Below are 13,673 nucleotides of genomic sequence, written 5' to 3'. Positions count from 1 at the left end.
AATTTGTGTTCAAAATATTATGAAACAATTAAAAACAAATCTTAACTTTGCACTCGGATTTACAACATCCACATTAACAATACGAGAACTTATAACCAAAAATACTAACTTAAAAGACAAATGATGAAGCAATTAATCATTCGTACCCCGTTAAGGATGCTTGTCCTGATGTTAGGACTATTCCTTTCGGTAGGAGCCTTTGCGCAAATCGACGTCAAAGGTCATGTTAAAGATGCTCTGGGCGAGCCGATTATCGGCGCCACCATTCGTGTGGTAGGTACTCAGACGGCCACTGTGAGTGATTTCGACGGTAACTTCCAGTTGAAAGCAGATCAGGGTGCCAACATCTCTGTTACTTATGTAGGCTACCAGACAGCTACAGTGAAAGCAGCCCCCAATCTGGTGGTAACCCTTCAGGACGATGCCGCCCTTCTCGAGAATGTGGTGGTCATTGGTTACGGACGCGCTAAGAAGACCGACCTTACTGGTTCTGTGACAGCCATCAAGCCCGATGACAAGAACCACGGCTTGAACATCAACGCTCAAGACATGATTAGCGGTAAGATTGCTGGTGTGGCAGTGACCCCTGGCGATGGTACCCCTGGCGGTGGTGCTCAGATCCGCATTCGTGGTGGTTCGTCGCTGAACGCCTCTAACGACCCTCTGATAGTGATTGATGGTCTGGCTATGGACAACTATGGTGTTCAGGGTTTGGCCAATCCTCTGTCTATGGTCAACCCCAACGATATCGAGTCGTTCACCGTGCTGAAGGATGCCTCTGCCACAGCTATCTATGGTAGCCGTGCCTCTAACGGTGTGATTATCATCACCACCAAGAAAGGCCGCAGCGGACAAAAGCCCACCTTTAATTATAGTGGTAACGTGAGTATCAGCACCAAGAAAAAGACCACTGACGTGCTCGATGGTCCTGGTCTGATGAGTTACATCAAAAACCTGTATGGTGAGGATAGCGACGCCTATCGCGAGTTGGGCTATCTTGACGCAAACGGCAACAAGCAGTACGCTAATACCGACTGGCAGGACGAGATATTCCAGACAGCCGTTTCCAACGACCACAACATCACCATGTCGGGTGGTCTGAAGAACATGCCCTATCGCCTGTCACTCGGCGCCACCAGCCAGAACGGCATTCTGAAGACCTCAAACTTCACCCGTTATACTGCCAGCTTCAATATCTCGCCTTCATTGCTGAAGGACCATCTGAAGCTGAACATCAATGGTAAGGGTATGTACGCCAAGAACCGCTATGCCGACGGCGTGGTGGGTGCAGCCATCTCTATGGATCCCACCAAGGCTGTGACTGGCAGCAACGACATCTATCAGGATTATTTCGGTGGCTATGTGCAGAGCTACACCACAGCCTCTTACGAGGGTGGCGGCAGCTGGCTCTATATGCCTAAGGGCACATCCAACCCCGTTGCCTCACTGTATCAGGTCAACAACCGCGCCAGGTCGAAGAGCTTGCTGGGTAATGTCGAGGTTGACTACGCCATCCACGGCTTCGAAGACCTTCACCTGCATGCCAATGCAGCTATGGACCTCTCAACAGGTAAGCAGAACACCACACGCAGCCCGCTGTCGCCTTCGGCCTATTACTATGGCTCCGATGGCTGGAACACCAAGGACAGCTATAACCTCCAGCTCTCACTCTATGCCCAGTACATGAAGGACTTCCTGAAGGTTCATCACTTCGACATCATGGCAGGTTACGAGTGGCAGCACTTCCATGTCAAGACCGACTGGTACAGCCACGGCACCGTGCCTGACAGCAACACCACCAACCCTGGTGCATACTATAACGAGCCTGCCGAGGACCAGGTGACGCTCTATGAGTCAGAGAACTACCTTGTGTCGTTCTTCGGACGTCTGAACTACTCACTCATGGACCGCTACATGCTGACCTTCACGCTGCGTGCCGATGGTTCGTCACGTTTCAACTGGCTGGCAGGCAACGACAACCAGCAGTGGGGTTACTTCCCCTCTGTGGCCTTTGCATGGCGCATGAAGGAAGAGCCGTTCCTGAAGAACATTGACTTCCTCAGCGACGCCAAGATGCGCTTAGGTTGGGGTATGACAGGTCAGCAGGAAGGTATTGGCGACTACACCTATATCCCCGTGTTCAAGCCCAATGCCAACGCCCACGCCCTCTATCCTGTGCTGGGCAACGGCACCACCTATCGTCCTCAGGCCTATAACCCCCATCTTACTTGGGAGAAGACCACTACCTACAATGCAGGTATCGACCTCGCTATCCTAAATAATCGCGTAGAATTCAGCCTCGACTGGTACTATCGCAAGACCACCGACCTGATCAACGACGTCTTCGTGGCAGCAGGTTCTAACTTCCGTAATAAGGTAAAGAGCAACATCGGTTCTTTGCACAACACAGGTTTCGAGTTTATGACCACCGTACGCCCCATCCAGAGCAAGGACTGGCGCTGGGAGGTGAGCTATAACTTCACCTATAACAAGAACGAGATTGACGAGCTGATCAGCGGCGAGGGCGATGACTACTTCGTTGAGACTGGCGGCGGTCTGACAGGTACTGGTGGTAACATCCAGGCCCACACCGTAGGCAAGCCCGTCAGCGCCTTCCACGTTTACCAACAGGTTTACGACCAGAACGGCAACCCCATCCCCAACACCTTCGTTGACCGCAATGGCAACGGCTATCTGGATGGTGGCGACCGCTATTATTACTATAAGCCCGCAGCCGACGTGCTCATGGGTCTGTCGTCCAAACTGCAGTACAAACAGTGGGACCTCGGCTTCTCGATGCGTGCCAGCCTTGGCAACTATGTGTTCAACAGCACCGCTTCCGGCTCCAGCAATGTGGGTGCAGGCAGCGTCTATACCAACGGCAACCTGAGCAACCTCCGTGTGGCCTCTGTGGAGCGCGGCTTCACCAATGTGTCGCAGCAGCAGTATGCCTCTGACTATTTTGTTGAGAACGCCTCGTTCCTGAAGATGGACAACATCACTTTGGGCTACAGCTTCGATAAGCTGTTCGACACCAACATTAGCGGACGAATCTATGGTACTGTTCAGAATGTGTTCACCATCACCAATTACACAGGCATTGATCCTGAGGTGGCCAGCGGTGTCGACGGCGACATCTATCCCCGTCCTATCACCACCATTCTGGGCGTCAGTCTGAACTTCTAATGGAAAACCTAAAAAAAAACGAAACGATTATGAAACTGAGATATATTTTACCGGTTACAATGTTTGCCTGCGCTGCTGTCTTCACCACATCGTGTGTGAAGGACCTCGAGGTAAGCAATATCAATCCGCAGGAAGTATCCGACTTCAACGAAGACTACATCTTCAACAAGATTTACGGAAACCTGGTGCTCACAGGTCAGATTGGACCTAACGGCGACAGCGACCTTGACGATATTGACGAGGGTACATCGAACATGACGCGCCTCATCTGGAACATGAACACCCTGACCACCGACGAGGGTCACTGCTGGTGGAACGACCCAGGCATGCCTGAGCTGAACCGCGACACGTGGACCAACTCTAACGTGATGATCAAGGCGCTCTACTACCGCCTGATGTTTGGTGTCACCATCTGCAACTTCTATCTAGAGAATGCCAACGGCGGCGATGCAGCCACCAAGCAGAAGCGTGCCGAAGCCCGCTTTATGCGCGCATTGCATTATTTCTACCTGATGGACCTCTACGCCAACCCGCCGTTCCTCACCAAGCTGTCGAGCGAGAACCCGCCACAGATTCAGCGTGCCGACCTCTTCACCTTCCTGGAGAGCGAGTTGAAGGACATCATTGGCGAGGGTAGCGGCGACGAGGTGCTGGCCGAGGCCAAGACTGTGGACTATGGACGTGCCGACAAGGCTGCAGGCATGCTGCTGCTGGCTCGCATGTATCTGAATGCCGAGGTCTATACCGGCACAGCCCGCTGGGAGGATGCCAAGAAATATGCTGATATGACCATCGGCACCGCCTATACGCTGTGCACCACGCCGAAGAACGGCTTCAGCGCCTATCAGCTGCTGTTCATGGGCGACAACGACACCAACGGTGCTCAGGACGAGATTATCCTGCCCGCCCTCCACGATGGTGAGAAGACCCAGACCTGGGGTGGCTCGCTGTTTATGATTGCAGCCCCCGTATCAGAGAATATGAAGAAGGAGCACCTCTATGGCAATCCTGATGATCCTGCCTATGCCGGCATGGCCGAGGCCGACCTGCCTTTGGCAGTCAAGGTCGTAGGCTACGGCACTTCCGAATCGTGGGACATCGGCCTGCGTGCCCGTCAGCAGTTCTCAAAGGTATTCTTCGGCAAGACGGCTTCCAACGCCAGCGTAGGCGAGAACCTGCCTTACAAGAACACCGCCGCTGTGGGCGACGACCGTGCCATCTTCTACACCCAGGGCCAGAAGCTTATCATCGCTAAGGAGAGCGACAAGAACCAGGGTCTTATCTATATGAAGTTCAACAACATCCACTCCGACGGCACCTCAGGCCATCATGCCGGTGGTCAGTTTGTCGATACCGACTATCCCATGCTGCGCCTGGCCGAGGCTTACCTCATCTCTGCCGAGTGCGACGCCCGCCTCAACAACGGCGAGTGCACCTCAGCTGGTGTGGAGCGTATCAAGGCGTTGCGCAAGCGTGCCAACGTAAAGACGGGTAACAAGTACGACGGCGTTGGTGCCGACGCCCTTAACAAGTTCACCCTCGAGGAAATCTTCCAGGAGTGGTCGCGCGAGTTCGGCTTCGAAGGCATGCGCCGCATGGTGCTTGTCCGCTGGAACCGCTTTGCTGGTCAGAACGACTACAAGTGGGAATGGATGGGTGGTGCCCAGGCAGGCACGATGATCGACGCCCGCTTCAACATCTTCCCCATACCTGATAGCGAGTTGAATGCCAACCCCAACATCAAACCGAATTATAAATAAGCAACCTCATAACACATTACAGATATGAAAAAACTAAGTATTTTCTCTGCTCTGCTGGTGGGTGCATTCCTCTTTGCAGCCTGTGATGCCGATCGCGACGACAACCCCGTGCTCGACCTCACCAAGACGCAAGACCCCATCACGATGAACACCCCCACCTTTGCCGGTGGCTTCTACGACCTGCAGAATACTGACACCATATTCTTTGCCTGCACAGCGCCCAACTACGGCTTCCCCGCCACGGTGACCTATGCGCTGCAGGTGTCTATCGACGAGGATATGAGCAACCCCACCCGACTCACCACCACCTACTCGAAGAACGGTATGGATGTGGCTAGCCGCGAGGTGGCCATAGGCGTCACCAAGCAGATGATGGACAAGAAGCAACTAAAGCAGGAGGACTTCCCTGTCGAGACCCCCATCTACATGCGCATACACGCCTATATCGATGGTGTGGAGGGTACCGACACCTACTCTAACGTGGTGAAGTTCAACAAGGTGAAGACAGGCTTCGCCCTGCCCGATGTTGAGATGCCTGAGCAGTTGTTTGTCATGGGCGACTTCACCGAGAACAACTGGGAGAAAGCCGTGCCTACGACTCCTGTCAACGGTGCCACCAGCGTCCACTGGCGTATTGCATGGATCAACAAGAACGGCATCCAGACCAGTCCTGTGAAGGATGTTCCCAACTATGCCGATGACTACATCACCGTTTCCTATAAGTCGAAGACCGCAGGCTTCAAGGTCGATGAGACAGGTAAGATTACTGCCGACACCGAAGGCTGGTACACCATGATCATCGAGAGTAAGTGCGACAACGACAAGCGCACCATGGAGCTCACCTTCAGCTTCGAGCCTGCCGAGGTATGGCTCATCGGCACCAGCATTGCCAACGCCGACGCTGTGGGTAAGGACGGCACCAAGGGTATCTTTGCCCAGGACGATGCCGAGAAGGGTATCATCGCCAACTGCTGGAAGGAGAAAGACCTGCGCGAAAACTTCACCGAGTATGTGAAGTTCGAGACGCCTACCACCATGGACGGCGAGTTCGTATCGCCTGCACTCACCAGCGCTGTCGTGGGCGATGGCGGCACACGTGCCTATGTCAAGGTGAAGAGCTACGACTGGTGGAAGTCCGAGTTCTTCGTCTTCGAGAAGAAGATTGTATATCGCGGCAATGGCGGCGACCAGGAGCGTGTCAACGGCTATATTGGCCAGAAGGTGCGTCTGAAGTTCTCTGACGATACTGGCGAACTCAAGAAATAATGAACCCCTAAAAACAACGCAACAATATGAAAAAGATATTTTTATCATTGATGCTCGTCCTGGCAGGCTGGTCTCTGACCGCCTGCGACGAGAGTCATAACGACTTCCCAGAGCCTGTGGTCTATCCGCAGGGCGAGGTCATCAACATGACCGACATCACCGGCTTCGTGGCTACACCCACCGCCGCCGCCTCGTCGAATATCAACCTGGGCACCATGACCGAGGACTCCATCCAGCTGTTTACCCTGCAGATGGGCACCCTGCCCGAGGGCATGACCTTCGACAGCCTGCGCTTCGAGGCATGGCCTGCCGACAAGGGTCAGAACCTGGCCACGAAGGCCAAGGTGGCCGCCAACGGCATGATTGCCAAGGAAGACCTGGCCAAGCTGGTCTATACCTTCTATGGTAAGAAAGTCACCGAGCGTGTGTTCAAGGCCAAGCTGCTGGCCAACGCCTTCAAGGGCAAGGAAGCCTTCCTCATCGAGCTGGGCGACTTCACCCTGCGCATCACCCCCGAGGAGCTCGAGAACCCCTACTACTACATCTACGGCAACGTGCTCCTGAAGTCTACTGCCGAGGAGGCCTACAAGGCTGTGATGACCCCCGACCCCACCAGCGACGTGGTCTACACCTACACCTCTAAGTTCGTCAGCAGCGGCGATATCCGCGTGTGGAACTCCAAGTACTGGCAGGAGGGTTACAAGAAGAAGGACTTCACCAAGCTCTATGGCTCTGGCGAAGAGAAGCCCACCAGCTACAAGGGCACCGAAGGCAAGCTCGAGCAGGGCCGCAACGCCTCTATCTTCTCGCCCACCAAGGAATACTACACCTTCACTATTGACCTCGAGAAGCTCACCTATCAGTGGGTGAAGCTCGAAGACCAGAACCCTGCCGCCTACGGTGTCATCTCACTCATCGGCATTGGTGGCGACTGGAACACCGACATCGATATGGAGGCTGTCGATAAGGCCAAGCACAACTGGTTCGTCAAGGTCACCATCGCTGCCGACACCCAGCTGAAGTTCCGTGCCGACCACGCCTGGACTACCGACTGGGGCTTTGGCGACGCCGATGCCGACTGGACCGTCGACGACGATGTCTGGGCCAAGACGCTCGAGATGGGCAAGAAAAACATTGCCGTGCCCGCAGGCACCTATCAGGTTTACTTCTGCGACATCACTGGTGCAGCCCACTTCGTGCCTACAGAATAAGCTACCCTACCCCTTTGTAACAACAGGCGGACGCCCATCCTCGGGTCGTCCGCCTGTATTGTTTTGTACAACTGTGTGCAAACCTGTGTAAACGATTGCACAGTCATATCACTATTTTTTTCATCATTCTTTGAACAACATTCCACATTATTATATACCTTTGTCCTCGAAAACCGAACATTACAACAAAATCATATTAACTAACATTATTACAACATTTAAAAACAAAACGATTATGAAGAAAATCTTTACTCTTATCGTCATGCTGACCGCTGCCCTTGGCATGCAGGCTCAGGACACTTGGACCGTAGCTGGTACAGAAGCACTCTGCGGTAGCAATTGGAACGTAGAAGACGAGGCCAACAACATGACCTCTACCGACGGCAAGATCTACACATGGGAAAAGAAGGACGTTGCCATGAAGGCTGGTGCAAAGTATGAGTTCAAGATTGTGAAGAACCACTCTTGGAGCGAGGAGATCTACGGTGGTGCAGCTGGTGGACAAGAGAGCGACAACTACGAGCTCCGCGTGGAAGAAAACGGTAAGTACACCGTCAACATCACATTCGACAGCGAGGCAAAGAAAATCACCACACAAACCACTAAGACTGGCGACGCCGAGTTTGGCGACCAGACTTGGACCGTAGCAGGTGCCGAAGCAATCTTCGGAAGCTCATGGGACACCGCAAATACCGACAATGACATGACATCTGCCGATGGTATCAACTACATCCTCACCAAGGAAGGCGTTGTGCTCGAGGCTGGCGTATCCTATGGCTTCAAGATTGTGGCCGACCATGCTTGGGACGAGGCTTATCCCGCTGACAACTACAACCTCACCGTCGAGGAGAATGGTACCTACACCGTTACCATCACCTTCAACAAGGACACCAAGGACGTAGCTGCCCGCACCGTGAAAACTGGCGACGCCGTTATTGCCGACAAGGTTTGGACCATCGCTGGTGTAGAGGAACTGATGGGTTCTGGTTGGGACCAGACGGACACCAACAACGACATGACCGACATGGGCGACGGTACCTTCCAGCTGGTGAAGTACAACGTGGCTATGGAGGCCGAGAAGAACTATGAGTTCAAGGTGCTGGCTAACCACAGCTGGGACGAGAACTACGGTGCCGATGGTCAGCCTGGTGGCGACAACGTAACCGTATCTGTCGAGACCGCTGGCAACTACGATGTCACCTTCGTATGGAATCCTGAGAGCAAGGAGCTCTATGCTACCACCGAGGTTGCCAATCCCGCTGCTATCAGCACTGTTAAGACCAACGCCGTCGTCTCTGTCATCTACAACCTGCAGGGACAGCGTGTTCAGAACAACTACCGCGGCATCGTCGTCAAGAACGGACGTAAAATGTTTGTGAAGTAAGAGAAGACAAAATGTTTGTGAAGTAAACGGAACAACTTACTGCTTACTAAAAATCCAACTATGGCGGGCCCCTTCACATGAAAGGACCCGCCACTTTTAAATAACACAGCCCCCCGTCAACACTTATGACAGTACAATTCTCCAACACCGAAGGCCACGCCACCCTCACCCTCTGCGGACGTCTCGACACCTCTGTCTCGTCAGACGTCAAAGCCCAGATTGACCAGCATCTCGACCATGCTGGCACCATCAGCCATCTCACCCTCGATGCCAACAAGCTGGACTATATCTCCAGCTCAGGCCTCCGCATCCTGCTGTCGCTTGTCAAGCGCTTCAGCAACTTCAAGATTGTTGGCGTCAATGCCGAGGTGTTCGATGTTCTCAACATGACAGGTTTCGTCAAGCTGATGACAGTAGAGCGCGCGCTGCGACAGGTGAGCCTCGACGGCTGCGAGATACTCGGCATCGGCGGCGTGGGCACCGTCTATCGCCTCAACGACGACACCATCATCAAGGTGTTCCGCGAAGGCACCACCATGGACGAGGTGCGCCATGAGATCACCATGTCGAAAGAAGCCTTTGTCATGGGCATGCCCACTGCCATCTCCTTCGATGTCGTACAGGTAGGCTCACAGTACGGCCTGGTCTATGAGCTGCTCCAGGCCCACACGCTCAGCACCTGCATCAAGCACCATCCCGAGCGTCTCGACTTCTTCGCACGCCAGTACGCCCAGCTCTTCCGTCAGCTCCACGCCATCGAGGTGCCTGCTGGCAGTGCCCTCCCCAATGCCTTAGACCACGAACGCCAGCAGGTGCTCCATATCCGCCGTTACTTCCCCCAGCAGGCCATCGACCTCCTGCTTCATATTCTCGACGCCATACCCGCTGGCAACCGTTTGTTGCACCTCGACCTCCAGGCCAAGAACGCCATGATACAAGGCGACGACGAGCTCATGCTCATCGACATGGGCGAGATGGGCTACGGCCATCCCATCCTCGACCTGGCCCACGCCTATTCCTCCATGGTGCTGTTTATTGGCGACTACGACACCGTCGTCGGCATACCCCGCGATATGGGCAACAAGCTGTGGGACCTCGCCATCAACTATTATTTCGAAGGCCTGCCTGCCGATGTCATTGCGCTGCGCAAGGAGCAGATTGCCGCCGTGGCCTGCATCCGCAACTACAGCTGGCTGGCCCTCAGCGACTCCTTCCCCCAGCAGCTCATCGACGAGTGCGTCGCCCTCTTCAACCAGCGTGTCGCCGCCCGACGCGACTACCTCCTCGACGTCTGCAAAACCATCAAGGACTGGACATTATAATCATTCCGATTATTCTCATTCGTTTTTATACAATAATAAAGCACCGGCCCATTTCTGAGTCGGCACCTTTCGTTTCACCTTTCACTTTTCACCTTTCACCTTACATGCATCCCATACAGGAGGTTGTCCCCAGCGCTCGTGATATATTTATTGACATGTCCCAGTCTTTCTTCATAAAGAATGGTGCTGCTTTTGATTACTATAAAGATAGAACTTACGAAACAAGGTCATTTGCGAGTGCTAGTGTTGGATATTCAGTATCACGTACATATATTGATTTAAATGGATACTGGCCCTCTCACTATTATACTCCCTTGGCAGTCTCTGCAAAAGGTCTCGCTAGTGCCAAGGCAGGTTATTCCTCTGCTATAACAGAAAAAGAAAAGGAATTTGTATGCATTCCAGCCAAAGCTTTTAAAGTGATTGTTGATTATCAAATTTGTCCAGAGTTTGTTCAGGTGTGTGATAAACAGATAGATTTCCCAAAAATCACGGCAGTGGTAAAGACTTATAATCAGAGTAATACCCCATTGAAGTTCACAAATCGTCTAGCTTATTCATTTGAGGAGGGTAATAAGTCTCTGAAATTTATCGAAAACTCTTTCTGACAGAACTATTCAAAAAAGGCCGCTATCGAAAAAAGCAAAGATGTTGATTGCTATACAAAATTTAGCGCCAAACGCGAATATTTCAAGATTGGTGCTCCAAATCAGTTCTACGTAGAATATAATGCAATGAGATAGTAGATATCTATTCTATGAATTAAGGGGTCGGAGATATGGTTAGATTCTCTGATTCCTAAGTGCACAACGGGGTCGGTTCCGTTGTGCACTTTAGATGACAAGGGACTGGTACCTGCCATCACGAATTATAGTCGATTCATCTTGATGTTAGAACACATTTCTTAAATTCCTTTCTACAGTTGACACATCTTTGAATATCGCGTATTTATAATCAATCTCCAACTTGTCTGATAGGCGGAGGAGATTGAATCCCGTGGCATAGTAATACTTGCGTCCAACAGTATATAGCCATTTGGCATCGGACAGGTTGAAGTTTCCAAAATGCCGATACAGACAATATTCGATATAGCGAGCAGAACCTTCCATCGTTTCATACAACTGCTCCAAGGCTACAATGTCTATACATAGTTCCTTTTTCACCCTTTCCCTGCGTTCGTTACGCAACTCAAAGAACGACTGGATATAGGCTCTTGAAGCCTCAATATCGTTGGCATCAATTGCTTTTAGCAGCAAGTCGTTCTCCTGAGTGATGCTTTCTTTGTACCAACCATGACAGGCAGCTAATGCGATTAGAGTATCTGGCAAAACCGTATTGGTGATTGTTTCGTAAGTTTCCAGATAGCCATCGTTCTTGAATTGGAAGCCATGAAAATACTCATGCATCACCATCGTAGCCCATTCGTTGACTGAAGTGACATCTGGAATAGTCTTACTCGTCTGCTCCAGACTGCTGCATCTCATGAAGGGTGTGCGGTAGTCGATGTTGCTTTCCTCATCTGTGAAGGTTACATGCATGTGGAATGGTTTATCATCGACTTTCTCCGTCTGATAAATCTGGATGTTGTTGTCGCTATGTATCAAGACTGACGGATACTTAGCCAAGAACTTCTCCGTGGGATTCACCACATAGCAACAGGTATCGCCATAATATAGTAGAGGTACATCATATTGCTTATCAGCAAATCCACTCCAGACGCTATCGTTGATGACCACTTTAAGGGCATAGACATATTGAATCCTCTCAACATCCTTGTTAAGCCTCTGTGAATCGGCTGACATGGCGACGAGGGCGACTAGTGCGGTGATGATGGTTTTCTTGTTCATAATGATTTCCTAATTTGTTCTCTTCAATCTTACGGATGGCAAGGGACTGGTACCTGCCATCCTCCTGGCACAAAATAGTCCCACACCTTATTAAAAAAGATATGGGACTATCAACCTTCTTCCATTTGGCGAGACGCTCACCTCTTACCTAGTGTCTTAACGGAGAATTCTCCGTCCCCATAGATTATAGATTAATTCAATTCCAATGATTAACTATTCGGAATCTTGTCTGTTTCAGGTGGTGTTACTCCTTGGGGGTGGTAACGGTGAGTTCCTGAGTGGAGTATATGGGGAGGATGCCGTGGGAGAATGACATGTAGCCACGGATGTGGTAGGTGGTGCCAGGCTGGACATTATTGATCAAGGCCGAAACATGGCGCACGCCATTGCCCATATCCTGAAAACTCAGGATAGTGTCGTCGGTCTCGCCTGTCTCCTTATTCACGTGGTCGAAGCCATTGTAGACTTTGTCGTCAAGTGTGGGGGCGCCGGTGGTGTTGTAGACCACTCCGATACCAGTCGGTTCGTCGTCGTAGTAGGCGGTGAAGGTGACCGTAAGGGTGGTGCTGCTCGTAGCTTCCGCGTCGAGTAGTCTGACCCAGTTGCTACCGTTCGGTTGGGGCGCTTTGTCGGTGGTGAAGGTGCAGACTTCGCTGATGACGGGCTCGCTGTCAGGCGTAAACTTAAGCCAGGCGGCCACGTTGTACTCGGTTTCGGGGGTGAGGCCTTCAATATCATAATAGATATCATCGCCGCCAGCGGTGTAGATTTTGCTGTTCATCGTTGGCTTGCCTTCGCTTGCGGGACACCAGATGAGGCCGCAGCTGTAGTTGGGGAACTGCCATAGGTAATCGCTGACACTACCGGTGACATGCGCATGCACAGTCAGCGAGGTAGCTGTTCTTTCCCACAGGTCGGGCGTGCTGATGCCAAGATCTCCCCGGTCGGCATTAGCCTCTATCTTGCTTTCTCTCAACTGTTCAAAAACCATTGCAATCTCCTGCTCGTTCTGGGCACGCTTCAGGGTCATCTCGTCTGTGCCTTCTTCCAGGTAGCGCTTGATGGCTACCTCGTTGTCTGTCAGTTTCAGAATATCAGCCTTTCTCTCCTGAGTACCCTTATCAGGTATTGTCACAAGGAATTTCACAGTATTGTTGTCCAATTCCCATGTCATCTGAGCAGCCTCTGCTTCGGGCTCCCAGTTATTCTTAGCCTTTGCCTTGAATTCTGAATATACACCTACACCTTTGGCCATGAAATTGATACTGAAGACATTCACCTTGCTATCGCTATCCTCGTCTATGCCATACCAAAGGCCAATGAGTTTTTCTGCATCAACAGTAGCCGTTGTTGTGCCACTACCGCCTCCACCAGGAGTAGTACTACCCTTGTCATCGTCATCATCGCCACAGGCCATGAAGCTGAAAGAGCAAACTAGCAAGCCCACCATGAGGCTCATCAAATAAAAATACTTTTTCATATTGTTAATAATTAAGTTAGTGAATCTTATAATCACGGAATACTTCTGCAAAGATACAAACTTATACTGTTAATTCCAAACATTTACGTGGATTTTTTGAGACATCTCGAAAATTCTTTCGATCGAAACTAAGATGACAAGGGACTGGTACCTGCCATCCTCCTGGCACAAAATAGTCCCACACCTTATTTAAAAAGATATGGGACTATCAACCTTC

The 13,673-nt window shown here is 51.6% G+C and carries 9 protein-coding genes; 7 read left to right on the top strand and 2 right to left on the bottom strand.

Annotated elements, in window-relative coordinates; translation table 11 throughout:
• Positions 1 to 123: 123 nt before the first annotated feature.
• The 7 genes from Q0R57_RS08770 to Q0R57_RS08740 all read left to right on the top strand — a co-directional run bounded on the left by Q0R57_RS08770 (position 124) and on the right by Q0R57_RS08740 (position 10,737).
• Positions 124 to 3,186: a TonB-dependent receptor gene (locus tag Q0R57_RS08770; protein WP_294746311.1), complete on the top strand. Its 3,063-nt coding sequence runs from the start codon at positions 124 to 126 to the stop codon at positions 3,184 to 3,186.
• Positions 3,187 to 3,215: 29 nt separating this feature from the next.
• On the top strand, positions 3,216 to 4,946 hold the full coding sequence (locus tag Q0R57_RS08765) for a RagB/SusD family nutrient uptake outer membrane protein (protein ID WP_294746167.1): 1,731 nt from the start codon (positions 3,216 to 3,218) through the stop codon (positions 4,944 to 4,946).
• A 24-nt stretch (positions 4,947 to 4,970) separates the two neighbouring features.
• Positions 4,971 to 6,212: a SusF/SusE family outer membrane protein gene (locus Q0R57_RS08760; protein ID WP_294746163.1), complete on the top strand. Its 1,242-nt coding sequence runs from the start codon at positions 4,971 to 4,973 to the stop codon at positions 6,210 to 6,212.
• Positions 6,213 to 6,238: 26 nt separating this feature from the next.
• The gene (locus Q0R57_RS08755) at positions 6,239 to 7,423 is read left to right on the top strand and encodes a hypothetical protein (protein ID WP_294746161.1); all 1,185 of its coding nucleotides are present in this window, start codon (positions 6,239 to 6,241) and stop codon (positions 7,421 to 7,423) included.
• A gap of 235 nt (positions 7,424 to 7,658) precedes the next feature.
• A complete protein-coding gene (locus Q0R57_RS08750) occupies positions 7,659 to 8,807 on the top strand; it encodes a hypothetical protein (RefSeq protein WP_294746158.1) in 1,149 nt (382 codons plus the stop codon).
• Positions 8,808 to 8,932: 125 nt separating this feature from the next.
• Positions 8,933 to 10,129, top strand: coding sequence for an STAS domain-containing protein (locus Q0R57_RS08745; RefSeq protein ID WP_294746155.1), 1,197 nt, complete (start codon positions 8,933 to 8,935; stop codon positions 10,127 to 10,129).
• A 155-nt stretch (positions 10,130 to 10,284) separates the two neighbouring features.
• Positions 10,285 to 10,737 (top strand): hypothetical protein, encoded by a 453-nt coding sequence (locus tag Q0R57_RS08740; RefSeq protein WP_294746153.1) that lies wholly within the window; start codon positions 10,285 to 10,287, stop codon positions 10,735 to 10,737.
• Positions 10,738 to 11,019: 282 nt separating this feature from the next.
• Here Q0R57_RS08740 and Q0R57_RS08735 read toward each other — a convergent pair whose 3' ends face one another.
• On the bottom strand, positions 11,020 to 11,976 hold the full coding sequence (locus Q0R57_RS08735; RefSeq protein WP_294746150.1) for a hypothetical protein: 957 nt from the start codon (positions 11,974 to 11,976) through the stop codon (positions 11,020 to 11,022).
• A gap of 244 nt (positions 11,977 to 12,220) precedes the next feature.
• Positions 12,221 to 13,456 (bottom strand): hypothetical protein, encoded by a 1,236-nt coding sequence (locus Q0R57_RS08730; protein WP_294746148.1) that lies wholly within the window; start codon positions 13,454 to 13,456, stop codon positions 12,221 to 12,223.
• Positions 13,457 to 13,673 lie beyond the last annotated feature (217 nt).

The organism is uncultured Prevotella sp. (assembly GCF_946407605.1).
In the GTDB taxonomy this organism is placed as follows: Bacteria; Bacteroidota; Bacteroidia; order Bacteroidales; family Bacteroidaceae; genus Prevotella.
Note: the sequence above shows the minus strand (reverse complement) of the source record. Positions and strands in the feature narration are given on the sequence as shown.

Coding starts and splice junctions, on each gene's coding strand:
- Q0R57_RS08750 (WP_294746158.1), top strand. CDS start 7,659: ATGAAGAAAATCTTTACTCTTATCGTCATGCTGACCGCTGCCCTTGGC.
- Q0R57_RS08765 (WP_294746167.1), top strand. CDS start 3,216: ATGAAACTGAGATATATTTTACCGGTTACAATGTTTGCCTGCGCTGCT.
- Q0R57_RS08770 (WP_294746311.1), top strand. CDS start 124: ATGAAGCAATTAATCATTCGTACCCCGTTAAGGATGCTTGTCCTGATG.
- Q0R57_RS08735 (WP_294746150.1), bottom strand. CDS start 11,976: ATGAACAAGAAAACCATCATCACCGCACTAGTCGCCCTCGTCGCCATG.
- Q0R57_RS08730 (WP_294746148.1), bottom strand. CDS start 13,456: ATGAAAAAGTATTTTTATTTGATGAGCCTCATGGTGGGCTTGCTAGTT.
- Q0R57_RS08755 (WP_294746161.1), top strand. CDS start 6,239: ATGAAAAAGATATTTTTATCATTGATGCTCGTCCTGGCAGGCTGGTCT.
- Q0R57_RS08740 (WP_294746153.1), top strand. CDS start 10,285: ATGTCCCAGTCTTTCTTCATAAAGAATGGTGCTGCTTTTGATTACTAT.
- Q0R57_RS08760 (WP_294746163.1), top strand. CDS start 4,971: ATGAAAAAACTAAGTATTTTCTCTGCTCTGCTGGTGGGTGCATTCCTC.
- Q0R57_RS08745 (WP_294746155.1), top strand. CDS start 8,933: ATGACAGTACAATTCTCCAACACCGAAGGCCACGCCACCCTCACCCTC.